This window comes from Pseudoflavitalea sp. G-6-1-2, from assembly GCF_012927185.1.
Lineage (GTDB): Bacteria > Bacteroidota > Bacteroidia > Chitinophagales > Chitinophagaceae > Pseudobacter.
Map to the genome: position 1 here is coordinate 16,641 of NZ_JABBGB010000003.1, position 21,885 is coordinate 38,525.

The following is a 21,885-nucleotide window of genomic DNA, read 5'->3' on the forward strand; positions in this document are numbered from 1 at the left end:
TTATAATGGCAGATGCTGCCTGATGTCGAGCACCTTCAATTGGAGGTGCTTTTCATTATTCCAATCGTTCTCTTCGAGAGTGAAAACGATGTCGATCGGTTCTCCGTTCTGCATCAGGTGGAATTTGGAGGCGATGTTGAAACCGATGCCATTGAAAAGAATATTCCCCTGCTTCACAGAAAAACGGATATGCGCATCTTTCACTATGCGTGAGTAACCCGAATCCGTAACGCCGCTCACCATAAAGAGTGGTTGCATATTTTCTGGTCCGAAAGGTTCCATTCTTCTGATGATATTGAAGAAAGGCTGTTTGAGATCGCTGAGGGTAACCACGGCATCGATATTGATTTCGGGGATCAGCATTTCGGGAGTGATGGAGGCGGATACCACTTCTTCGAAGCGCGTTCTGAAAGCATCTACGTTCGATGGATCGAGCGTCATGCCGGCAGCGTAAAAGTGGCCGCCATAACCGAGCAGCAGATCGCGGCACTGATGGATGGCTTCGTATACATTGAAGCCGGCTACACTTCTTGCTGAGCCTGCAATGTATTCGCCGCTCTGCGTGAGCACAATGGTAGGGCGGTAGTAGTGATCGATGAGACGCGAAGCCACAATGCCCACCACACCTTTATGCCAGTGCGGTTGAAATACCACGGTGGATTTGCTGGCAGCCATAGTGGTATCGTTACTGATGATGGCCAGCGCTTCTTCGGTAATATTTTTATCAGCTTCCTTGCGGTCTGTGTTGTCGGAATGCAGCATTTCTGCGTATTGGCGGGCTTCATCCACGGTGCGGCTGATGAAGAGCTGTACGGCTTTGCTGCCATCGTCCATTCGCCCTGCGGCATTTACGCGGGGGGCGATCATGAATACGAGGTTATTGATGAGCAGGTCTTTGGGCACGCCGCTCAATTCTTTGAGTGCACGGATGCCGAAGTTGGGCTCCTCATTGGCTTTTTTAAGGCCGTGGTACACCAGAATTCTGTTTTCTCCAACCATGGGAACGATATCGGCTGCGATGGCGGTAGCCAGCAGATCGAGGTAATCCATGGGGGCGGAGCTGCTGAGCTCCAGTTTTTCAGCGAGGGCAGTGATCAGTTTGAAACCCACGCCGCAGCCACATAATTCTTTAAACGGATATGGACAGTCGGTTTGTTTCGGATTGAGGATTGCTACGGCAGGAGGGAGGATGGCGTCCGGCGTGTGGTGGTCACAGATCACAAAGTCGATACCCAGGCCTTTGGCATAGGCGATAAGGTCAACAGATTTGATACCGCAATCGAGCGAAATGATAAGGGTGGTGCCCTGCGCATGTGCATGATCGATACCTGCTTTGGATACGCCGTATCCTTCGCGGTAGCGGTGCGGTATATAATATTCTACATTGGATGGTTCGTATACTTTTTTGAGAAAACTGAACATGCAGGCCACGGCAGTGGTGCCGTCTACATCGTAATCTCCGAAAACGAGAATGCGTTCGCGGTTGTTGAAAGCGGTTAGCACACGATCAACGGCCTTGTCCATATCTTTCATCAGCCATGGGCTGTGAAGCTGCGACAGGCTTGGATTGAAGAAGTCTTTGGCTTTTTCGTACGTGTCTATCCTGCGCTGAACGAGTATCTGCAGAATCGCCGGATGAATATTGAGATTCTGCTGAAGGGCGGTGATTTTTGCGTCTTCGGCAGAGAGTATGTTCCAGCGTTTTTGCATGTTGGTAGATGTAGCGGTGAAAATAGGGAAATGTGATCAGAATTTTCTGTCGGTAGTGAAACGCACCAGTTCTTCGAGTCCTTTGCGAACTTCGATATTGTCGAAGTCATTGAGGATGGCAAGTGCATCATCACGGTACTGGTTCATTTTCTGTTCGGCGTAGCGGATGCCGCCGGCTTCTTTCACGGTATTGATCACTTCCTGCACTTTCAAAGGATTTCGGTTTTCGTTCTTAATAATATAGATAAGCTTTCTTCTGGTGGCTTTATCTGCATTATTTAGTGTGTAGATGAGCGGAAGAGTGAGTTTTTTTTCTTTGATATCATTACCGGTGGGTTTGCCTACGGCTTCGTTGCCATAATCGAAGAGATCGTCCTTGATCTGGAAAGCGATGCCGGTTTTTTCGCCAAAAAGCCTCAGTTTCTCCGCCGTAGTTTCATTTTGGGAAGAAGAATAAGCTCCTGCGGAGCAGGCTGAAGCCAAAAGAGAGGCTGTTTTATTGGTAATAATCTCAAAATAGGTGTCTTCCTGGAGGTTGAGGGTGCGGGATTTCTCCATTTGGAGCAATTCTCCCTCGCTCATCAGCTTTACAGCCCTCGACATGATCTGGAGAATGCGATAATCATCGTTTTCTAAAGAAAGCAACATACCTTTGGCAAGGAGATAGTCTCCAACGAGAACGGACACCTTGCTTTTCCAAAGCGCATACGTAGAAAAAAATCCCCTGCGTTCCGGAGATTCATCCACCACATCATCATGTACGAGACTTGCTGTATGCAGCAATTCCACGAGTGATGCTGTCCTGTAAGTAGATTCATTTACAGGCCCGCACAATTTGGCAGACATGAGCACAAACATTGGTCTGAGCTGTTTGCCCTTGCGGTTTACGATAAACCGCATGATACGATCCAGCAGCGGGACCTGGCTTTTGACCGCCTCCCTGAACTTTTTATCAAACGCTGCCAGTTCATCGTGTAGTATTGCCTGTGATAGTTTCATGATTGGAAAAACGAACGGCAAACATACTATTTTACTGTGTATTCAAAACAGTAAAACAGGCCGGTTTTACTATGGTCTTAAAGGATGAAAGACAGCAAGATAATGCACGCAACGTTTGTTAAAAAAATTTGGTATTTAGTTTGCAATTAATATTTTTGCACCTAATTCGGATATTGGTTTTCTTAATCCTTCACATAAATTTTAGTTATGGCAAGCAAAAAGTACACAGGTTTATTTGGGTTACTGTGCCTGCTCTCGTCTGGCGCGTTTGCCCAAATAGGCGGAAGTTACGACGTACAGGATTCCTCTGTAATACCTTCTAAAAGACTCCCTCAGCATTCTGAGTTCATGGCAAATAATTATGCCTTCCCTGCTAAACCCAGAAATAAATGGGAAATAGGCATCAAGGGAGGTTACGCTTCAATCGCTGGTGACGTTCGTTCCAGGCCTGGTTTTGGCGGTGCTCTCCATGTTCGCAAAGCATTAGGTTATGTATTCTCTCTGAGAGCAGAATTCGGTTACTATCAGGCGAAAGGTCAGAACTGGCAACCTGGTAGTGTAAATGCTTCTACTGTAAAAAGCGTTTATCAGGGATACGCAATTGGAGCACCAATGTTCTACAACTACAAGTCTACAATGTATGACGGTAGCTTACAAGGTGTTTTCACATTGAACAATATTCGTTTTCATAAAGCTAAAACCGGCTTTAACCTCTACGGTTTCGTAGGTGTTGGTGGTCTGGTTTATGATGTGAAAGTGAATGCCAGAAATGGTAGCGGAGCAACATATGCAGCTGATTTTGCAAAAATCGTTAATGACAGAAATGCTCCCAATGGTCCTGGTTTTAAATACAAAGACAGAAAAGATATCAGAAAGCTTGTGAAAGACAAGATGGATGATTCTTATGAGACTAATGCTGAAAGAGAAAATGGCCCAGAACTGTTCGACAAGCCATTCAAACCAACCTTCGTGTTCGGTGGTGGTGTTCAGTTCCGCCTCAACAAAACACTTAGTCTGAGCATTGAAGACAGAGTAACTGTTGCAAAAACCGATCTTCTTGATGGTGTGCAATGGCAGGAAAATCAGGCTGCTCACCCAGCTCTTACTCCTGACAAAGACCTGTTCAACTTCGCTTCAATCGGTCTGAACTTCAACATCGGTGGAAAATCAGTTGAACCACTCTGGTGGCTGAACCCACTCGATTACGCTTACAACGAACTCAACGCTCCACGTCACATGAAGCTCCCCAAACCAGTTTTGGACGATGCTGATGGTGATGGTGTAACCGACCAGTTCGATAACGAGCCCAACACTCCTGCAGGTGCTCCTGTAGATACTCACGGTGTAAGCCGCGATACAGACGGTGATGGTGTTCCTGACTACAAAGACAAAGAACTGATCACTCCAACACAATGCCAGCCAGTTGATGCTGACGGTGTAGGTAAATGCCCGGATCCTGAGTGCTGCAAAAACCGCGTTATCGCTCCTGAAAAAGGTTGCACAATCGGTGATCTCCCAAGCGTTAACTTCAAAGGAAAAACTGTAGTTCTGAGCAAAGATGCGAAAGCCCTCCTGGCTACCGTAGCTCAGAAAATGCGCGACCACTCTGATTGTAAAGTTGCTGTTGTTGGCTATTGCGCTACCAACAAAACTGAACAACAGCTCAGCTGGGACCGTGTAAATGCAGTAATCAATCACCTCGTTGAAAAAGAAGGTATCAGCGCTGACCGCTTTATCTTCAAATATGGCGAAATGGGTGGTGACTGCAACACAGTTGATCTGCGTGATGGAACTGGTGAAGAAGGACCTACAACGGTTCCTGCTCCGCACCCGAATCTCCGCCGCAAAGGATAATCAATTTTTGCTTTGACTATACTAGAATCCCTTTGATTGGCCGCCGGTAACCCCGGCGGTTGATCAAGGGGTTTTATAATTTTATTAACGCGCTGTTTTTGAGGATAATAACTATTCCTTTAATATTTGCAGGTAAAACCTTAACTTTGCCCACTTTTATGAGATTATCTTTCATCCTCTTATTCCTGGCTCTGACCGCCGCATCCTGCTCTAAATTTGCCAAAGTGCAAAAGAGCAACGACTATGAGTATAAGTTAAGGATGGCTGAAAAATATTATGTAGCCAAGAAGTACCATTTCGCTTCTCAGCTATATTCTGAATTGTTTCCCCTGCTGAAGGGGCAACCCCAGTTTGAAGATCTTTTCTATAAATACGCATACTGCTCTTATTACCTCAAAGACTGGATGAATGCAGAATCTCTCTTCAAACAGTTTGTGGAAGTATTCCCCAACAGCCCGCGTGCTGAAGAAATGGAATACATGAGATCGTATACGTATTTCAGGCAAAGCCCCAAAGCTGAGCTCGACCAAACCAATACGCAGAAGACCATCGGTCTGATGCAGACATTCATCAATACCCACCCCGAATCACCCCGCGTGAAAGAGGCCACGGAGATCATTGATAAATGCCGCAGGAAAATGGAAGAAAAAGCTCAAAAAAGTGCGGGACTTTATTATAACATGGGACATTTCAGGGCAGCAGCAATCGCTTACACTTCCCTGATGAATGATTTCCCTGATTCGGAACAAAGTGAGGATTATAAATTCCAGATCATCAAATCATATTACCAGTTTGCAACAAACAGTATCGAGGACAAGAAACCTGCACGTTATGAGCAGGTAGTGACCGAGTGTAATGATTTTGTTGATCGCTTCCCAGACAGTAAGCTGCGCAAGGAAGTAGAGAATTACCTGAATTTATCTAAAAACAATCTTAAAGCTACATCCAATGAGCAAGCTAAGACGCCAAATTAGTGCCAACACCACTAACGTAGCAGAAACCAAAGATCTGAATGTGATCAAGGGCAAGACTGGTAATGTTTACGAGTCTATCTCCATCATTGCTAAGCGTGCGAATCAGATCAATATCTCTTTGAAAGAAGAGCTGCACAATAAGCTGGAAGAGTTTGCAAGCCATACAGACAGCCTCGAAGAGATCCACGAGAACAAAGAGCAGATCGAGATCTCAAGAGCTTATGAGCGTATGCCAAACCCTGCACTGCTGGCTACTCAGGAGTTTTTTGAAGACAAGATCTACTACCGTAAGAACGAAGATGATCTGTTCAGCTAAATACTGCTGCCAGAAATAAATATTTGTGAAGCGACAGAATCGTTCTGTCGCTTTTTTTGTCTGAATAAGCCCTTCATTCCCTTGTATTCATGGCAGGTTTGCTGTCAGAAACTTTGTAATTTTAGCTTATGTTCCAGGGAAAGAAAATACTGCTCGCCATCACCGGTAGCATTGCCGCCTACAAATCGATTCTCATTGTAAGATTGCTGGTAAAAGCCGGCGCTGAAGTGCGCGTGGTACTTACACCCTCCGCAAAGGATTTTGTAACGCCACTTACACTGAGCACCCTTTCCAAAAATCCCGTAGTATCAGAACTGTTCAACGAGCAGGCATGGAGCAATCACGTAATGCTGGGCCGATGGGCAGATGTAATGCTGGTAGCCCCACTCAGCTGCAATACGCTGGCCAAAATGGCCGCCGGTCAATGCGATAACATGGTGCTGGCTACCTATCTTTCCGCAACCTGTCCGGTTGTTGTAGCGCCCGCTATGGACGAAGATATGTGGCATCATCCCACCACCCGCGAAAACCTCGCCAAGCTCGAATCATTCGGCAATAAAGTAATTCCAGTAGATAAAGGCGAACTCGCCAGCGGCCTTAACGGCGACGGCCGGATGGCCGAACCCGAAGCCATTCTGCAATACCTGCAGGATCATCTCTTTCAAACCCGCGACCTCGAAGGCAAAATTGCACTCGTAACTGCGGGGCCAACCTACGAACCACTCGATCCTGTTCGATTCATCGGCAATCATTCTTCCGGCAAAATGGGCATCGCCATCGCCGAAGAACTGGCCAGAAGAGGCGCACAGGTGGAGCTGGTACTGGGCCCATCTTCTTACCATACTCAGGCGAAAGGAATCCATATTCAGCGGGTGCAAACTGCTGAAGAAATGTACCAGGCCTGCACAGGCATCTGGCCTACAGCGTCATTAGCCGTGATGTCTGCAGCAGTGGCCGATTACAGTCCAACTACAAAAGCCAAAGAAAAAATAAAGAAAACCGAAGAAAGCTTTACTCTCGAACTCACCCGAACAAAAGACATACTCGGCAGTCTCGGTAAAGAAAAACAAAACGGACAACTGCTGGTAGGCTTCGCACTCGAAACCACCAACGAGAAAGATTATGCGCAGCAGAAGCTGAAAAAGAAGAATGCAGATATCATCGTTCTCAATTCACTCAACGACGAAGGTGCAGGATTCGGCTACGATACAAATAAAATCACCATATTTGAAAAAGATGGCAACGAAATTCCTTTCAACAGGAAGCCTAAACAGGAGGTTGCCAGAGATATTGTTGACAGAATTGTAAATATGCTTTATGCGTAAACCGATAATCCTGATTCTGCTGATCGCCGCCCTGCCTGCCATGATGCAGGCACAGGAGCTGAATGCCCGTGTGAGCATCAACGCCAGCCGCGTAAGTTCCCAGACAGATAAGAAAATCTTTCAAACCCTTCAGGCAGCTATCAATAACCTGCTCAACAACCGGAAATGGACAGGCGAAACTTTTCAGACCAATGAAAAGATCAACTGCAATTTTCTGCTGAATATCGCCGAAGCACAGCCCGGCAATATTTACAAAGCAACGCTTACCGTTCAGGCGGCGAGGCCGGTTTTCAACACCACTTACGAAACACCTCTCATCAATTTTCTCGACGACAATGTAACGTTCAAGTATGTTGAATTTCAGCCATTCGAATTCAATGAGAACCGCATTTCGGGCGGCTCCGATCCGCTGGCAGCCAATCTTTCGGCAGTATTCGGTTATTACGTGTATATGATACTGGGGCTCGATTTCAATTCGTTCGCACCGCGTGGCGGAGCGCCTTATTTTCAGAAAGCGCAGAATGTGGTGAACAATGCTCCGGAGAACCGCGATATCCAGGGATGGAAAGCATTCGACGGATTGCGCAACAGATACTGGCTGGTAGAGAATCTGGTGAACAACCGTTACAATGCCATTCACGATGCGGTGTACAGTTACTATCGTCTCGGAATGGATCATTTATACGAAAACGAAAATGAAGGCCGCACAGCCATTCTCAATACGCTGGGCATGCTCAACAGTCTCAACAACGATATCTCCAATACCATGATCATCCCATTCTTTCTGCAGGGGAAGTCGGCTGAGCTGGTACGCGTATTCAAAAAAGCCAACCCCGACGAAAAGCAGAAAGCCAGAGACATTCTCATCAAAATAGATATTGCCAACGCCAATACATATAAACAGGAATTGAAATGATACGTGTACAGAAACGGAAGAGCAATGCAATGGCAATGCTGATAGTTGGTGCTTGCCTGATGATATTGGCAGCATGCAGCAACAAGAACAAAGTTCCATCCGGCGTAATGGATCACGAAGAAATGGAAGCCGTTATGTGGGATATGATCCAGGCAGACCGCTACGCTGCCATTAGCTTTTCCGGAGACTCCCTCAAGCGGAACAATATCAAAGACGAAACGCTGAAAGTGTACGATCAGGTTTTTCAGATACACAAGATCTCGAAAGAAGAATTTCTGAAAAGTTATAAATTCTATCTTTCCAGACCCGATATGCTCAAAGTGGTATTCGATTCCATTGCCACCAAGGCCGACCGCAGAAGAAATGAGGAAATCCACAAACCCGATACCGCCAAACCTGCGCCCATGCCACCTCCTGCAAACCCAGACAGTACTGGTAAACTCAATCCGGCGAGAATCAAATCATTGAAAGATCTGAGAGAAATGAAGTCGGAAGACACCAGTTTTATCCCCCTCAAGAAAAAAGGTCCCAGACGTTTCAGGCGACCCGAATAGCATTGTTGTTCGGCGACAGCTTTATACTTATTTTTACCTGTTAAAATTGCTTGTTAGGTTATGAACAAAGTATTTGCAAATGCCGATGAGGCAGTAAAAGATATTCAGGACGGAGCCACCATCATGCTTGGTGGCTTTGGTCTTAGTGGCATACCTGAGAACAGTATCGCAGCGCTGGTGCGCAGTGGTGTGAAGAATCTTACCTGTATCTCCAACAATGCCGGTGTGGATGATTTCGGTCTTGGACTGATGCTGAAAACCCGCCAGATCAAAAAAATGATGAGCTCCTACGTAGGTGAGAATGCAGAATTCGAACGTCAGCTGCTGCAGGGCGAACTGGAGGTAGACCTCATTCCGCAGGGCACGCTCGCTACCCGCATTCAGATGGCAGGAATGGGCATCCCCGCATTTTTCACGCCCGCAGGATACGGAACAGAAGTAGCTGCCGGAAAAGAAGTGCGCGAATTCAATGGCAAGATGTATCTGATGGAACATGCACTGCATGCATCATTCTCCATTGTGAAAGCATGGAAAGGCGATACACTGGGCAATCTGGTATTCCGCAAAACCACCCGCAATTTCTCCACCTCCATGGCAAAAGCAGGCGATATCACTATCGCAGAAGTGGAGCACCTGGTACAGCCGGGAGAAATTGATCCCGATGATGTGCATGTGGCCGGCATTTACGTACACCGCATCTTCCAGGGCAAAGACTATGTGAAAAGGATCGAGAGACGTACCGTGAAACTCTGATCTGTTCTATTTTTTCAACATTCAAATGCTTGTATGGCTTTAGATAAATTCGGAATCGCAAAACGCATTGCGCAGGAACTGCGCGATGGAATGTATGTAAATCTCGGTATCGGAATTCCCACACTGGTGAGCAACTATATTCCTGCAGGAATGAGTATCATGCTGCAATCTGAGAACGGATTGCTGGGCATGGGGCCTTATCCCACCGACGAAGAAGTGGATGCAGATCTCATCAATGCCGGAAAAGAAACCGTTACCACTTTGCCCGGCAGCGCATTCTTCGACAGTGCCGAAAGCTTCGGCATGATCCGCGCCGGTAAAGTAGATCTTACCGTACTCGGCGCCATGGAAGTGTCGGAGAACGGAGATATTGCCAACTGGAAGATCCCCGGTAAAATGGTGAAAGGGATGGGCGGCGCTATGGACCTCGTGGCCAGTGCCAAGAACATTATTGTAGCCATGATGCATACTAACCCCAAAGGAGAATCGAAAGTATTGCCCGATTGTACACTGCCACTCACCGGAGTGAATTGTGTAAAAAGAATAGTGAGTGATCTGGCTGTGCTCGATGTATTACCCGGAGGCGGATTCAAACTAGTTGAGCGCGCACCCGGCGTATCGGTGGAAGAGATCGTTTCTAAAACTGCAGGAAAACTGCTGGTGGAAGGCGATATTCCTGAGATGAAGGTTTAATTGTAAAAGCCTCTCAGGCTGAAAATATTCGCAAGTGCCGGATGAATTTGTGACTGCCCGGTCGCTCGCGTCTCGCGAGTGACTTATATTTCTTCGCCTCTGGCGAAATATTGTACCTCAAAATAAATCTAAAACTTTTCGAACCTCGCAGCTTCTTTGGTTGCGGGGTTCTTTATTTTGGCAGAAGCGGCGATGATGAAGAAAATGCTTCTGATCACCACCACCAGACATTGCATGATGGCCATCTCAAACTGCGGCTGCGCACCTGCGGATGGGATCATAGCCAGCAACAGCTGCATGCAGCTGAAAGCAATCACCCCTAAAATGATCCAGAAGAGTGGTAATTGAAAAATGAATACCTGCCCCGATCTCAGCAACTGAATCATTCCCAGAACAGCTACGGCCAACAATATCAGGTGCTGCAATGCCAGTACGATACCAGCAGACGCTGCAGCGCCACGGATAGCATATACCGTTATGATCACCGAAAGAAATGCAATGGAGAGGATATAAAACAGATCCCGCGCCCATTTTTGTTTGGAGGCAGGTTTGAGCATGTACAATAACAGGATGAATTCTGCGAGGCTGAATACGGCCTGTGTAAAAGGATAACTGCCCTGATTTACGGGCATTACACCGGAAAAAAGCTGATGCATGAAGGTCAGCAGGGAGAAAACCATCAGAAAGTTCAGCAGATCTGTTTGCCAGATTTTTCTGAACAGAATAATCAGCGCGGGAGAGAGCGCTGCGAGCATAGCGATTATATTGAGTACATCCAGTATAAGTCCGGTTTTAACCATATGGGTGTATTAGGGTACTCCGGTTTTCAGCGTAATGGTCTAATCGATCAGGTTGTTTTTTACGGCAAAGAAAACCAGTCCGGCAGTGTTCTTGGAACCGAAGCGTTCCATCAGTCTGTCTTTTATTGCTTCCACGGTACGTGGACTTACTTCTAATTTTTGTGCAATTTCATGGGCAGTGAATTCCATGCAGATGTATTTGATAACATCGCGTTCGCGATCGCTGAGTGTGATCTCGCTGTTGAGAGTGGGCACTACTTTTTGTCTGGCATGGGATTTCTTCAGCAGAATTCTGTTCACGAAATTATTGAGGTAATAGCCTTTGCTCATTACCTCCATTATGGCTTTCTTGATCTCGGCAGGATCAGCGCTTTTAAGCAGATAACCATTGGCGCCTATTTCCATCATATGGCTCACGAATCTTTCGTCTTCGTACATGGTGAGTGCGATCACGTGTATCTGGGGATATTGACGGGCAATGATCTTGGTAGTTTCGATCCCATCTTTCAGGGGCATCCTGAGGTCCATAAGAATCACGTCGGGTTGCTCGGTCAGCCCCGGAATATTGTCGAGCAATTCCTGTCCGTTCTCCGCCTCCAGTACAAATTTTATATTGGTGTAGGGACGGAGTGAGAGTATTACTCCTTTCCGAAAGATCTTGTGGTCGTCTGCGATAGCAACTTTGATGGGTCCCATTGTGTTTTTGATATTGGCATCTAAATTTACAGAATGTATGAACATGATTCACAATTGTGTCATTCTGCTACAACTTCTTCTTCAACTCTTGGTATTTCAATGGTCACTTTATAGTAAGTCTGCGACATATCTTTTTCAAAATAGATTCTTCCGTGCAATAGCTTGAGGCGGCTCTGAATATTTTTCAGGCCCAGGCCTACATTGCTTTTGTTGAGTTTTTCAAAATCGCTCTGCGTAATGCCTTTACCATCGTGATGCAGACGGATGTACAGTTTGGTACCTCCGAGGTTCTGGGTAAGATGGATGAAGCTGGCATTGCTATGTTTGAGGATATTATTCACCAATTCCTGCACAACGCGGAAAATAATTAATTCCTGATCGGGGTGGAGGCGTTCGCGATAATCGTGAAAGCGGCAGCTGGCGTTCATGCTTCCCGATCCGCTGATCTTCTGGAACAGGTCGTTCACAGCAGATTCGAGACCGAAATTCTTGAGGGTGGGAGGCATGAGGCTGTGGGAGATATTCCGGATCAGCTGAATGGTATCGTCGATGATCTGTTTGGCGTTGTAAATGCTTTGGAGCTGAGATGTTTTATCGAGATTCACCAGGTTTTCGTTGAGATAGAGACGGGCAGTGGCAAGCAGAGGGCCTGCATCGTCGTGCAGGTCGGCTGCGATACGCTGGCGTTCTTCTTCCTGAAGGCGGATAGAGGCATTGAGCAACATCTTTTGTTGTTCCTGCTCCATGCGCTGAAGGGTCAGCTGGTAGCGGATAACTTTCCGCTGGTGAAATATGATGAAAACGATCAGCCCGATAGTTAATGCCAGCATACCCACAGTACCAAAGAACAGTACCAGTGATACGGGACTATCTGTGCTGCTTATCTGAAGGAAGAGCATGGCCTTGTGAAAGGTAATTGGGTTTATAATGGGTTTAATGGTGGCGGATCAAAGAGTTGATCCGGGAATTGTTTTTCCTGGGATTGGAGCGTATTGGCCTTTTTGGGCATGATTACAGCGATTCCGAAAAGGACATTCTTAATTACAGTAAATATATAATTTATAACTGACCATTTGCGCCAATCTTCATCATTCAGGCTAACGGAATAGGTAAAAAAGAAGAATGTTCCTGTTGAGTAGATGAGGATGCTTACAATAACCCAGAATGTGTAGGAAGAATAAATGAATACAGACTCTGGTTGATTGATTTCTTTGAAGAAATAGAAAAGGCAGAAAACGATGATCAGTATTATTTCTACAGTGATGCTGAGCGAATCGATACTGCTGTTCTGTGTTCTGAAGAATTCAAAGAAAGAAAAGGCCATGAAAAAAGGGAAAGTGATCAGCACAATGTTTTTGAGCCTTCCTTTACGGAGATTGAGAAAGATGAAAATGGAGAAGGCCAGAAACTCAATTACTGTAAAGGCGCTGAGCAGTATATAAATGAGGTCGTCCTGCTTGCCTGTGTGATACAGAAACTTGAGTGCGATATCATTCAGAAAAGCGTAAGCAGAGTAAAATAAAATTACCCTTATGTCTGTTTTTTTGTTCCTTTTCAGGAAAAAGAAAAACAGACATAAGGGTATTAAGTGAGAATAAATACTAATATTTTTGAATAGAGCCTCTATATTAAATAGCGTTTAATATCGCCAAATATATAAAAGGCATCATGAAGTTCAAATATTTTCTATTAGTCGATAGTCCAATTCCAATCATCAACACCTGCACCGCCATCAGTAGTAGGCACGGGGCGTGAAGTTGGTCTGCGTTCGATACGATCAGCAACGATTCCTTTTTCGAAGCTCAGCTGGCCTTCTTTGGTAACGGTAGAATATTCGATGATGGTTTTGCCATCAGCGTCCAAACCAACATAAACCAGTGTTTTTTCGCCCATTTCGTTGTAGGCATTGTAAAACTGAATACCAACACAACCGGGTTGAGCCAGAATTGTTTCGATGATGTTACGGCCGATTACATAGCAATAAGAATCCTGGGGATTAGCCACCTGGTAGTCTTTAACCATTTGAGCTCCGAGCTCATAGCCGATCTCTTCACCAATTGCTTCAATTGTACGTTTAGTGATGAGTTCGTTTTGCATCATAGTAGTAAGTTTAAGAGGTTTAGAATAGTAGTTCCGAGCCGTAAAAGAACCTCCAAAAAAAAAGGTGGGCAACAGGGGGAAAGGGTCCACAAAATGGATTAAATTGCCTGCGATTCAGGCGTGTAGTGAGTTTACGAGGATTTGAGAGGTAGTACTACGATGTAAAAATGAGTAGAAACTCTGTGGCAGCACAGTATTTTTACTATGGTAAATTTCTCAAAATGAGTGTGGAAAACTTACGATACCTATCGGAGTTGTACACAATTCGTGCCTGATTGTGGAAAAGTCTTCTTAAAATTCAATGGATCTTAAAAACGGGGCTGCAATACCGGCGCTCTGAATTTGCATTTACATGAAAATCAGCTTATTTTTCAGATTACCGGATTTGCCGGACGACCATAGGAGACTGAAAGGATGATTTGGAAAATATAAAAGAGGATATGCGGCTTCGCAAAGAATAGAGGAAAGGATAAAAAAGGAAAAGAAGAAGTTGACTGATATTGGATTTGCCGGATTTTCAACGGATAATTGGAAATACTTTCTGGACGGTAAACTCAGGACATTGGATAATCGAAGAGGATGCTTATCTTTTACCAATCAACTTCAGAACAAATATATTTCAGTGACAGTCAGACCACAAGAGCATTAATGCTCAATTTTGGCTGTTCGGTAAATACTTTTAAGTTCGTAATTGTTCCAGTATCGGTGTCTGTAATTTCCCGATACGGATTTTGATAAGACTAACTTCCATTGTTACAAAGAGCACACCGGCATTGGGCCGGACCTCTGAAGGTTAAGGGCTGATGCAGCAACCAGTGCAGTTGGCTGTGGCAATGGCGAGGCTGATTGAGAGTTTGAGTCACGGTGTGGTCAACGTGTTTTTCACGGGATTTTATACCCGTCAACAATGATGGTCCACCGGCTTCGTTTATACGTTACTAACCCAACCAATAAAGTCAAACCTGCCCCGTTATGAGCGCTGAACTGGTAATCAAGGTATCCATAGCCGACGATCACAAGATTTTCCGCGATGGCATTAAAATGGCTCTCAAAGGCAAAGAATACCTGAAAATCCTCTGGGAAGCCGAGGATGGAAAAGATCTGATGCACAAGATGAAGCTGAAAAAACCAGATGTTCTTCTCATGGACATCCGGATGCCCGAAGTAGACGGTGTAAATGCCATCGGAATTCTCCGCAAAGAATATAGCGAAGTGAAGATTGTGGTGCTCACCATGTATGATGATCAGGAAATGATCACCAAAATGATGGAAATGGGCGCCAACGCCTATCTCACCAAAACTTCAGATCCGGAAGAGATCTACCAGGCCATCCTCGCCTGCATGAACGAAGACTTCTATTTCAACGACCTCGTAAACAAGGCCGTTCTTTCAAAACTTCAAACCAGAAAACAGGTAAGACAATTCTACCCCAATCCCATCAAGTTCTCGGAAAAAGAAATCCGCATTCTCCGCCTGCTGGCTGAAGACAAAACCACCGAGGAAATTTCCAAAGAAGTGTTTCTCAGTCCACGCACAGTTGAAACCATCCGCCAGAATATGAAATCGAAAGTCGGCGCAAAAACCATTGCCGGGCTGATCATGTATGGCATGCGAAATAAACTCATCGATTGATCTTTCGATCTGTCGCTAACTGATCTTTCGACCGGCCGGCATTCCTTGCTGCAGGTTGTACCCCTGCACAATCAGCTGCCGCCGTTTACTGCTCCCTTCCGAAACAATTGCAGCGATAGAATGCGATGCTGCTTTAAAAAGGCCGGAACCCCTGAGGACAGTTAATGTCACCTCCCGGCATTTGCACTCCTGTTAAGAAAATACTTCAGGCACTAAAGGTTAGTAACTGTAACGACGGGTATACCATTCCCTTCTGATGCCAGGTGCAGCTTCCGATTCAAAAATGTAAAAGCCGTTTAACCGATTGCAGGATTCCGGCCCACTCATAGGAGCGCTGAGCCTGTTTGAAATACAAACGCGTGTGTTCCCGCGTGCGCTACTTACAGAGGCTTTACCATATCCCATTGCTTCAGGTTCAGACTGAAGGGTGACAGGCCCAACGGGTTTAAGCTATCAATATATAGCGGTTATAAAACAACGCTAGTGTATTATTCAGAGCAATTTGTCTGATGCATCATTGTCGGCTGGTTTACTGCATGCAATAAAATTCCCTTCAGGAAAATTCTTCCTGTTGACAGCTTATCGAACATGGTTAAAAACTGATCAGATATACACCAGACCGCTCTTTATGGCATACATCGCAAGCCCTACACGGTTCTGCACTCCCAATCTCAGAAAGAGGTTATCTCTGATAGTATCGAGAGAACGCATCGGGATATTCATAATTGCTGCGATAGATTTGTAGGTGTCTTCCGAAGTAGTGAGTTTCAGAAATCTGGTCTCCTGTTCAGTTAATCCCCGCTTGCCGAGCAGATCATCCCGCAATGAGCTGCACCAGGTTGCAATGATGCGGCCTGCAGGATTATTGGCATAATAATATCCTTCTTCCATGATCGTTTTAATGGCTGTTCTCAATTCCGTCTCACTGGCATCTTTTTTGATAAATCCGCGCGCGCCTGCATGCAGCATCCTGATAAGAAATGTTTCTGTATCGTGCATGCTTATCACCAGCATTCTGATACCAGGATATTTAACCTGAATGAATTTTGCAGTTTCGCATCCATCCATTTCCGGCATGTTAATATCGAGTATCAGCAAATCGGGAATGAATCCTTTTTGCAACTGATCGATCACTTCCTTTCCATTGCCTGCTTCGAGTATTACCTGAAACTCAACTGATTTTTCGAGGAGAGAGCGGAATGCCTGACGAACGAGTGTATGATCTTCTGCCAACCCTACTTTGAGAATGGTTGCTTCATTCATGTGTATTGCTGTTTATCGGGATGGAAATGCGGAAACTGGTTCCGGAGGGCTTGCCTGGGAGGATCAGCAGTTGACCTCCCATCAGCTTTGTTCTTTTGCCAATGTTGATGATGCCGGACCCCTGTCTGAGACCTTCTGCATTCACAGACATGCCGATGCCATTGTCGTCGATGCTCAGATAAATGCCGGGATCGGTATAGGATAATCTGATCAGTACTTTGGTTGCCCTTGAATGTTTGAGTATGTTCTGCAGACATTCCTGAACAATGCGCAGTAATAACAGTTCCTTGGCGCTATCGATCGACCGCTCTTCTCCATCGATCTGCAATTCAACATGAGGCAGATCGAGCTGATTGATCTTTGCGGCTTCTGATTGCAGCGCATTCACCAATCCGCGGTCTTCCAGTATATCGCTGTTCATGCCCCTTGCGATATCACGCAGCTGATCCATGGCTGTGCTGAGCAGGCTGACGGAGCCATTGACGGTGCTTTCCTGTTCCGGATCACTGAATGGGAGTAGCCTGGCCAGATGCAGTTTTACTGTGATAAGCGATAGCCCGATACTATCGTGTATCTCTCTGGCGATGCTTCTGAAAACGGCTTCCTGAGCCGCAACTTCAGTTGAAATCAATTGCCGATTGAAATGATTCTTTAAACCTGAGATGCTATCCAGGTAAGAACCCTGCTGGTTTCTGTACCGGAGAATAGCAGCTGAGAGCAACAGCAGCGACAGGAGGGATAATCCCAGTGCTGTGCCCATGATCAGAAATAAAAGTGGCTGGTTCATATTTGGGTGGTAAAGATTTTACTCGTCGGTAAGCAACTTGAAAAAAACACCTTCTTTCTGCCAGTTGGCCGCAGCATTTTCAAAGACTGCTGTGAGTACAGCGTACTCTTCCCCCAGCATATCGCGCAGGATCTTTGAATGGGTGAATGCAAAAAGGTATCCGCTGGCCGGTGCAAATGAATAATCGAGCAGGCATTCTTCCAGCGCATCGAAATTGTGTCCGAAATAATCGGGCAGTTCTGCTACTTCATGCAATGCCCGGAAGAGGCCGCTGCGGTTGGGTATAAAGAGTGCATTGATGGAATAACATTTGATTTTTTTCGACAAGGCATGGGTACGGAGGATGTCGAGATCATCACGAAGTGACGGACATATGTAAACGCCGTTCTGGCCCGACTGAAATATGCGATCGGTATTCATACAATGTGTTGTATTGACAATAAATAACTGAAATGGAATGGGAGGAGGGATCTGCGATTATCTGACTGGCACCGCGCTGTCGACCAGCTTCGCATGCGGAGATAGCCTTCGGCTGTGAAAATACAAAAACCTCTGTTGATTTCTTGTGTTCGGATGGTATCTGTTACTGTTTACCCTGTTTTCTTTTTTCCACATAGTATCCGGTTCATCATCATAATACAAGGCATAGGGATCAGTGATCGTGTCTTTTGTCCGCATTGTTGTTGCCGGCTGGTATACATCCCGGCATAAGGAATAGGCATCGGTGCTGGTATCTCTTTGCCGGAATGGCTGCAGATAGCTCTGCCAGAGAAAGTAAAGCAGCTGCTTTGTTTTGAAGGAAGCGATAGGGGCGGTTAATGCTGTATCTTTTTTGTGAATGGAAACTGAATCATTGCGACTTGTTCCAAAGCATAACGACCAGGGATGTTCGAGGGTGTCTCTAATTCCTGGCAGCCTGTGCGGGCATCTGAGAGAAGAGGCGCTGAGATTGGGCCCGGGGCATAAAGGTGAACGAAGAATTGCCCGCATCAGATTATCCCTTACATGCAGCAGCATGTTCACGGGCAATAGAAAGGCATTCAGCAGGTGAGTGGTAAACGCAGGCAGCTGCCTGATTTCCGGAAGATGGGAGTACCGGGATATTGCTTTGTTGATTGAGACCGGGGTTCCGGCTGTGGCCAGCCGGACTGCTGATGGCTGAAGAGTACAATGTTTGGAGGCGCTGTCGCAGTGAATTGTTTTTTGATTTACTTCTGACAGATCAGTTGAGTGATGGTCAGAAAAGATCTGTAAGCCTGACAGCAGGCCTGCGATCATAATGGAATGAAAGGGCATACAAAATGATTGAAGGTTACCCTGTAAGGGCAACATGAATGAAAGGTGTGAATAGCAGGTTGCAGCACCTGATAATGGATAAGCTCATGGGCCTGGGTAGCCCATGAGTCTTATCCGGGAGCCTGGGAATTAAGAATGGACAAGTGGCTCCTTTCAGGATTGCATAAACAGAAATCTCGGTTTGCGGGTTACAGGAGTATTGCGAATGGAAAAGGAATTCAGTTGTATCTGGCAAAAGACAGCATTGTCGGGATAATGACAGGTTGAATGATTGAATAGCATGATAGTGAGGTTTAATGTGTAAATCGTATATAACTATAACGTATATGCGAATTATGATTGTAGAACAAATATAACCGGGCAGGAAATTGTAACGAGGGGAAAAAAAACTGTGAGCAGCGTTATTTTTCCCCTTGTGGTATGGGGAAAAAAGTGTAGTGAAGTTGAAAGGCAGATGGATGAATCAAAAACAGAGCCTTAACCAGATATGGGGAATAAAAAAGTTGCATAAAATACCTCGCATTCCCAAATAACCAAAAGGTTGGGTGAAACCGAAGCGTGCTATATGAAACTAATCAGAACCTTAACTGAATACGTTAAACGGGAATAAATTGAAGGAGTAAGGTAATGCTGTTATCAGGAGCGTTGCAAAACAACTAACCAGAACCTTAGCCAAATGCGATTAATAACAATAATGTTGCAGGAACCGGGTAATGTGCAAAATCAATGTGGGTCAAAGAAAGGAAAGGGTGAAGTATAGTTTTGGCTGTGTTCTTTAAAATTAGGAAAAAATATAATTCAAAAGAACAGAAGGCATGAATTCTTTTTAAAAATTGCGCAGGATTAAGTTGCAGCTAAGTGACAGCTGCCCATGAAAGGTGGATCGTATCTGAGCATATAGAGAAAGAAGCCGGTAAATAACTGCAGTTCATACTTCTTTTGAATGTTCAGCGTTAATTATTATTCTCTTCAACTCTCTTGAAATCTCAGCATCTGTAACTGATGTTACTGAAGCGGCAGAAGCTTGCAGAAAGAAAGTTTCAGGGGAGCATGATAGAAAGAGCAGTGGCGATCTTTGAAAGCCACCTTAAAGGCTTGCAAAAATTGAGTGTGGTGTGTACAAAACTGGTGGTGGTGCGAACTGAAAAATACCCGGGAGCTAAAAGAAATCAGGAAAAAGAAAGTTGACTGACATTGGATTTCGCGGGTTTCATAGAATATTAGAATCTTTTCTTGGACGGTTATTAAAAGGACATTGGATGGTGTGTGAGGTTGCTAGTCCCCGTCAATCAACTTCATAACAAAAGTAATTGTGGATAACTATGTGTACAAGAGCAGATTTGCTTCATTTTAAAAATTCGGTATTTACCTTTTTTTATTCGGAAACATCCGGAAATAACTACGTAGATCAACGATTGATTTTCGTATATTTCCTGTTCATAAATAGTTTCCTGTATATGCTGAAATAGTATAATTTCGTAAATCTGCTATAGTAATTGTCGCTAAAAATTATCATTTTGAGTTCGGTTTGAAAACATGGTTTAAACCCCTCAGTTTGATGCCTTATCAAACTCAAACCCAGAAGTAATTAAAATACAATAGAACCCGTATGAAAAAAACCGATGGAGAAAGGCTTATCAAAGTAGCTATCGCAGATGATCATGCCCTGTTCCGGGCCGGCGTTAAAACCGCGCTGTCCGCCAAAAAGGATGTCGAACTCATCGCTGAAGCCGATAACGGCATGCAACTGATCAACCTTCTCAGGCATATCGAGCCTGATGTAATTCTCCTTGATATCCAAATGCCTATCATGGATGGTATTCAAACCCTCCCTGAAATCCGTAAAGTTCGCCCCGAAGCTAAAGTGATTGTTCTCAGCATGCACAACGATCATTCAATGATCAGCAAGCTCATGGAAATCGGAGCCAACTCCTATCTCACCAAGAACTCAGATTCTGAAACAATTTATCAGGCTATCAAAACCTGCTTCGAGCAGGAGTTCTTCTTCAACGAACTCACCAACAAAGCCCTGCTCACCGGCCTCCGTACCAAGAGAACCGACCTCGCAGGCCCTCAGGATGTAAACCTTTCCGACAAAGAAATGCGTGTACTTAAACTGATGTGCGAAGAAAAAACTACCAAGGAAATCGCAGACATTGTGGAGATCAGTCCACGTACCGTTGAAGCGATCCGAGATAAACTCAAAACCAAAACCGGCGCAAAATCTATGGCCGGCCTGGTGATGTACGCCGTAAAGAACGGCATCATCGATCAAAATGGAAATTAATCAAAAGCTGTTGCGGGTTACTGGCGCATAGTGATCCCAACTGTGAACAGTAATCCGCAACCTGCCAATGAGCCAGTTTGATTATTACAACGGAACATTCATTCCGTCCGGAGAACCAGTATTTTCCGCCAACAGCCGCGCTGTTCGTTATGGTGATGGACTCTTCGAGACCATCAAAATGCTCAACGGAAAACTGCTGCTCGGCGAGTATCATTTCAATCGCCTGTTCAGCGGATTGAAATTGCTGAAGTTTGAAATCCCCACTCATTTCACCCCCGCTTTTATCAGTGATGCCATTCTCGCACTTTGCAAAAAGAATGGGACAGAAAAAGCTGCGCGCATCCGGTTATCCGTGCTGAGAGGCGATGGAGGATTGTACGATGCCGAAGATCCGCAGCCAAACCTGCTTATTCAATGCTGGCCTATCGGCCATCAGGCGCAGGAACTGAACGAAAACGGACTTATCACCGATATTTTCTCCGAAGCGCGCAAATGCTTCGACCACTTCTCCCACCTCAAATCGAACAACTACCTCCCTTACGTAATGGGGGCCATGTATGCCCGTGAGCATGCGCTCAACGATGTTGTTTTGTTGAACGTTGACGGCCAAATTTGTGAAACAACCATCTCAAACATCTTCTGCGTTAAGAATGATACGATCTTTACACCGCCATTGAATGCCGGATGCATCGATGGGGTAATGCGTCGCTATTTGCTCGCCAATGCCGGTAATTTCCATTTCACAGAAAAGGCAATAACGGCCGACTTTCTGATGAATGCCGATGAGATTTTCTTCACCAATGCCATGGGATTGCGTTGGGTAGCAAAATGCGGCGGAAAAGAATTTGGAAAAAAACTGAGCGTTGAGCTGCATGAGCAACTGATCAGGCCAATGTTCCATTGATCGTTTACCCATTACCTGCGTCTATT

At 45.4% G+C, this 21,885-nt stretch carries 23 protein-coding genes; 13 read left to right on the top strand and 10 right to left on the bottom strand.

What is annotated here, in order from left to right:
- Together recJ and HHL16_RS17370 are read right to left on the bottom strand one after the other, a co-directional pair.
- Window positions 1–1,710: a single-stranded-DNA-specific exonuclease RecJ gene (gene recJ, locus HHL16_RS17365; RefSeq protein WP_169426524.1), complete on the bottom strand. Its 1,710-nt coding sequence runs from the start codon at window positions 1,708–1,710 to the stop codon at window positions 1–3.
- A 36-nt stretch (window positions 1,711–1,746) separates the two neighbouring features.
- Window positions 1,747–2,709 (bottom strand): polyprenyl synthetase family protein, encoded by a 963-nt coding sequence (locus tag HHL16_RS17370; protein ID WP_169426526.1) that lies wholly within the window; start codon window positions 2,707–2,709, stop codon window positions 1,747–1,749.
- 348 nt (window positions 2,710–3,057) lie between these two features.
- On the opposite strand from HHL16_RS17370, the gene HHL16_RS17375 reads away from it, so the two are divergent.
- From HHL16_RS17375 to HHL16_RS17410, 8 genes are all read left to right on the top strand, one after another.
- A complete protein-coding gene (locus HHL16_RS17375) occupies window positions 3,058–4,563 on the top strand; it encodes an OmpA family protein (protein ID WP_240966256.1) in 1,506 nt (501 codons plus the stop codon).
- A gap of 158 nt (window positions 4,564–4,721) precedes the next feature.
- The gene (bamD, locus tag HHL16_RS17380; protein ID WP_169426529.1) at window positions 4,722–5,537 is read left to right on the top strand and encodes an outer membrane protein assembly factor BamD; all 816 of its coding nucleotides are present in this window, start codon (window positions 4,722–4,724) and stop codon (window positions 5,535–5,537) included.
- Window positions 5,512–5,853: a DNA-directed RNA polymerase subunit omega gene (locus HHL16_RS17385; RefSeq protein WP_169426530.1), complete on the top strand. Its 342-nt coding sequence runs from the start codon at window positions 5,512–5,514 to the stop codon at window positions 5,851–5,853. The genes bamD and HHL16_RS17385 overlap by 26 nt, the downstream gene beginning before the upstream one ends.
- A gap of 128 nt (window positions 5,854–5,981) precedes the next feature.
- Entirely contained in the window at window positions 5,982–7,178 is a 1,197-nt protein-coding gene (gene coaBC, locus HHL16_RS17390; RefSeq protein WP_169426531.1) for a bifunctional phosphopantothenoylcysteine decarboxylase/phosphopantothenate--cysteine ligase CoaBC, read from the top strand.
- Window positions 7,171–8,094 (top strand): DUF4835 family protein, encoded by a 924-nt coding sequence (locus HHL16_RS17395; RefSeq protein WP_169426532.1) that lies wholly within the window; start codon window positions 7,171–7,173, stop codon window positions 8,092–8,094. Before coaBC ends, HHL16_RS17395 begins: the two co-directional genes overlap by 8 nt.
- Window positions 8,091–8,648: a DUF4296 domain-containing protein gene (locus HHL16_RS17400; RefSeq protein ID WP_169426533.1), complete on the top strand. Its 558-nt coding sequence runs from the start codon at window positions 8,091–8,093 to the stop codon at window positions 8,646–8,648. The genes HHL16_RS17395 and HHL16_RS17400 overlap by 4 nt, the downstream gene beginning before the upstream one ends.
- 60 nt (window positions 8,649–8,708) lie before the next feature.
- Window positions 8,709–9,401 carry a CoA transferase subunit A gene (locus HHL16_RS17405; protein WP_169426534.1) on the top strand — a complete coding sequence of 231 codons (693 nt, stop codon included), beginning with the start codon at window positions 8,709–8,711 and terminating at the stop codon, window positions 9,399–9,401.
- Window positions 9,402–9,434: 33 nt separating this feature from the next.
- Window positions 9,435–10,094 carry a 3-oxoacid CoA-transferase subunit B gene (locus tag HHL16_RS17410; protein ID WP_169426536.1) on the top strand — a complete coding sequence of 220 codons (660 nt, stop codon included), beginning with the start codon at window positions 9,435–9,437 and terminating at the stop codon, window positions 10,092–10,094.
- A gap of 128 nt (window positions 10,095–10,222) precedes the next feature.
- Here HHL16_RS17410 and HHL16_RS17415 read toward each other — a convergent pair whose 3' ends face one another.
- Genes HHL16_RS17415 through HHL16_RS17425 form a run of 3 tightly spaced genes read right to left on the bottom strand, consistent with a single transcriptional unit; the run spans window position 10,223 to window position 12,489 of the window.
- Window positions 10,223–10,894 carry a hypothetical protein gene (locus tag HHL16_RS17415; protein WP_169426538.1) on the bottom strand — a complete coding sequence of 224 codons (672 nt, stop codon included), beginning with the start codon at window positions 10,892–10,894 and terminating at the stop codon, window positions 10,223–10,225.
- Window positions 10,895–10,933: 39 nt separating this feature from the next.
- Window positions 10,934–11,635, bottom strand: coding sequence for a response regulator transcription factor (locus tag HHL16_RS17420; RefSeq protein WP_240966257.1), 702 nt, complete (start codon window positions 11,633–11,635; stop codon window positions 10,934–10,936).
- 14 nt (window positions 11,636–11,649) lie between these two features.
- A complete protein-coding gene (locus tag HHL16_RS17425; RefSeq protein ID WP_169426540.1) occupies window positions 11,650–12,489 on the bottom strand; it encodes an ATP-binding protein in 840 nt (279 codons plus the stop codon).
- Between the two features lie 299 nt (window positions 12,490–12,788).
- Here HHL16_RS17425 and HHL16_RS17430 point away from each other — a divergent pair, with 299 nt between their 5' ends.
- Window positions 12,789–13,112: a hypothetical protein gene (locus HHL16_RS17430; RefSeq protein ID WP_169426542.1), complete on the top strand. Its 324-nt coding sequence runs from the start codon at window positions 12,789–12,791 to the stop codon at window positions 13,110–13,112.
- 167 nt (window positions 13,113–13,279) lie between these two features.
- Here HHL16_RS17430 and HHL16_RS17435 read toward each other — a convergent pair whose 3' ends face one another.
- A complete protein-coding gene (locus HHL16_RS17435; protein WP_169426543.1) occupies window positions 13,280–13,690 on the bottom strand; it encodes a hypothetical protein in 411 nt (136 codons plus the stop codon).
- A 972-nt stretch (window positions 13,691–14,662) separates the two neighbouring features.
- On the opposite strand from HHL16_RS17435, the gene HHL16_RS17440 reads away from it, so the two are divergent.
- Window positions 14,663–15,322 carry a response regulator transcription factor gene (locus tag HHL16_RS17440; RefSeq protein WP_169426544.1) on the top strand — a complete coding sequence of 220 codons (660 nt, stop codon included), beginning with the start codon at window positions 14,663–14,665 and terminating at the stop codon, window positions 15,320–15,322.
- 603 nt (window positions 15,323–15,925) lie between these two features.
- Here HHL16_RS17440 and HHL16_RS17445 read toward each other — a convergent pair.
- From HHL16_RS17445 to HHL16_RS17460, 4 genes are read right to left on the bottom strand one after another with little or no spacing between them, the layout of a single operon-like run.
- Window positions 15,926–16,585 carry a response regulator transcription factor gene (locus HHL16_RS17445; protein ID WP_169426545.1) on the bottom strand — a complete coding sequence of 220 codons (660 nt, stop codon included), beginning with the start codon at window positions 16,583–16,585 and terminating at the stop codon, window positions 15,926–15,928.
- Window positions 16,578–17,372, bottom strand: coding sequence for an ATP-binding protein (locus HHL16_RS17450; RefSeq protein ID WP_169426547.1), 795 nt, complete (start codon window positions 17,370–17,372; stop codon window positions 16,578–16,580). Before HHL16_RS17450 ends, HHL16_RS17445 begins: the two co-directional genes overlap by 8 nt.
- 18 nt (window positions 17,373–17,390) lie before the next feature.
- A complete protein-coding gene (locus tag HHL16_RS17455) occupies window positions 17,391–17,792 on the bottom strand; it encodes a barstar family protein (protein WP_169426549.1) in 402 nt (133 codons plus the stop codon).
- Window positions 17,793–17,849: 57 nt separating this feature from the next.
- Window positions 17,850–18,650, bottom strand: coding sequence for a hypothetical protein (locus tag HHL16_RS17460; protein ID WP_169426551.1), 801 nt, complete (start codon window positions 18,648–18,650; stop codon window positions 17,850–17,852).
- A 1,020-nt stretch (window positions 18,651–19,670) separates the two neighbouring features.
- Between HHL16_RS17460 and HHL16_RS17465 the strand changes: the two genes are divergently transcribed.
- The 3 genes from HHL16_RS17465 to HHL16_RS17475 all read left to right on the top strand — a co-directional run bounded on the left by HHL16_RS17465 (window position 19,671) and on the right by HHL16_RS17475 (window position 21,859).
- The gene (locus HHL16_RS17465; RefSeq protein ID WP_169426553.1) at window positions 19,671–19,856 is read left to right on the top strand and encodes a hypothetical protein; all 186 of its coding nucleotides are present in this window, start codon (window positions 19,671–19,673) and stop codon (window positions 19,854–19,856) included.
- A 421-nt stretch (window positions 19,857–20,277) separates the two neighbouring features.
- Window positions 20,278–20,955: a response regulator transcription factor gene (locus tag HHL16_RS17470; RefSeq protein ID WP_169426554.1), complete on the top strand. Its 678-nt coding sequence runs from the start codon at window positions 20,278–20,280 to the stop codon at window positions 20,953–20,955.
- 67 nt (window positions 20,956–21,022) lie between these two features.
- The gene (locus tag HHL16_RS17475; protein WP_169426555.1) at window positions 21,023–21,859 is read left to right on the top strand and encodes an aminotransferase class IV; all 837 of its coding nucleotides are present in this window, start codon (window positions 21,023–21,025) and stop codon (window positions 21,857–21,859) included.
- Window positions 21,860–21,885 lie beyond the last annotated feature (26 nt).

Bases quoted from the DNA above. Each gene is read 5' to 3' on its own strand.
- HHL16_RS17440 (WP_169426544.1), top strand. From the start codon at position 14,663: ATGAGCGCTGAACTGGTAATCAAGGTATCCATAGCCGACGATCACAAG.
- HHL16_RS17465 (WP_169426553.1), top strand. From the start codon at position 19,671: ATGTTACTGAAGCGGCAGAAGCTTGCAGAAAGAAAGTTTCAGGGGAGC.
- HHL16_RS17455 (WP_169426549.1), bottom strand. From the start codon at position 17,792: ATGAATACCGATCGCATATTTCAGTCGGGCCAGAACGGCGTTTACATA.
- HHL16_RS17420 (WP_240966257.1), bottom strand. From the start codon at position 11,635: ATGTTCATACATTCTGTAAATTTAGATGCCAATATCAAAAACACAATG.
- bamD (WP_169426529.1), top strand. From the start codon at position 4,722: ATGAGATTATCTTTCATCCTCTTATTCCTGGCTCTGACCGCCGCATCC.
- HHL16_RS17470 (WP_169426554.1), top strand. From the start codon at position 20,278: ATGAAAAAAACCGATGGAGAAAGGCTTATCAAAGTAGCTATCGCAGAT.
- HHL16_RS17475 (WP_169426555.1), top strand. From the start codon at position 21,023: ATGAGCCAGTTTGATTATTACAACGGAACATTCATTCCGTCCGGAGAA.
- HHL16_RS17445 (WP_169426545.1), bottom strand. From the start codon at position 16,585: ATGAATGAAGCAACCATTCTCAAAGTAGGGTTGGCAGAAGATCATACA.
- HHL16_RS17410 (WP_169426536.1), top strand. From the start codon at position 9,435: ATGGCTTTAGATAAATTCGGAATCGCAAAACGCATTGCGCAGGAACTG.
- HHL16_RS17425 (WP_169426540.1), bottom strand. From the start codon at position 12,489: ATGCTCTTCCTTCAGATAAGCAGCACAGATAGTCCCGTATCACTGGTA.
- HHL16_RS17460 (WP_169426551.1), bottom strand. From the start codon at position 18,650: ATGATCGCAGGCCTGCTGTCAGGCTTACAGATCTTTTCTGACCATCAC.
- HHL16_RS17415 (WP_169426538.1), bottom strand. From the start codon at position 10,894: ATGGTTAAAACCGGACTTATACTGGATGTACTCAATATAATCGCTATG.
- HHL16_RS17370 (WP_169426526.1), bottom strand. From the start codon at position 2,709: ATGAAACTATCACAGGCAATACTACACGATGAACTGGCAGCGTTTGAT.
- HHL16_RS17400 (WP_169426533.1), top strand. From the start codon at position 8,091: ATGATACGTGTACAGAAACGGAAGAGCAATGCAATGGCAATGCTGATA.
- recJ (WP_169426524.1), bottom strand. From the start codon at position 1,710: ATGCAAAAACGCTGGAACATACTCTCTGCCGAAGACGCAAAAATCACC.
- HHL16_RS17435 (WP_169426543.1), bottom strand. From the start codon at position 13,690: ATGATGCAAAACGAACTCATCACTAAACGTACAATTGAAGCAATTGGT.
- HHL16_RS17395 (WP_169426532.1), top strand. From the start codon at position 7,171: ATGCGTAAACCGATAATCCTGATTCTGCTGATCGCCGCCCTGCCTGCC.
- coaBC (WP_169426531.1), top strand. From the start codon at position 5,982: ATGTTCCAGGGAAAGAAAATACTGCTCGCCATCACCGGTAGCATTGCC.
- HHL16_RS17375 (WP_240966256.1), top strand. From the start codon at position 3,058: ATGGCAAATAATTATGCCTTCCCTGCTAAACCCAGAAATAAATGGGAA.
- HHL16_RS17450 (WP_169426547.1), bottom strand. From the start codon at position 17,372: ATGAACCAGCCACTTTTATTTCTGATCATGGGCACAGCACTGGGATTA.
- HHL16_RS17405 (WP_169426534.1), top strand. From the start codon at position 8,709: ATGAACAAAGTATTTGCAAATGCCGATGAGGCAGTAAAAGATATTCAG.
- HHL16_RS17385 (WP_169426530.1), top strand. From the start codon at position 5,512: ATGAGCAAGCTAAGACGCCAAATTAGTGCCAACACCACTAACGTAGCA.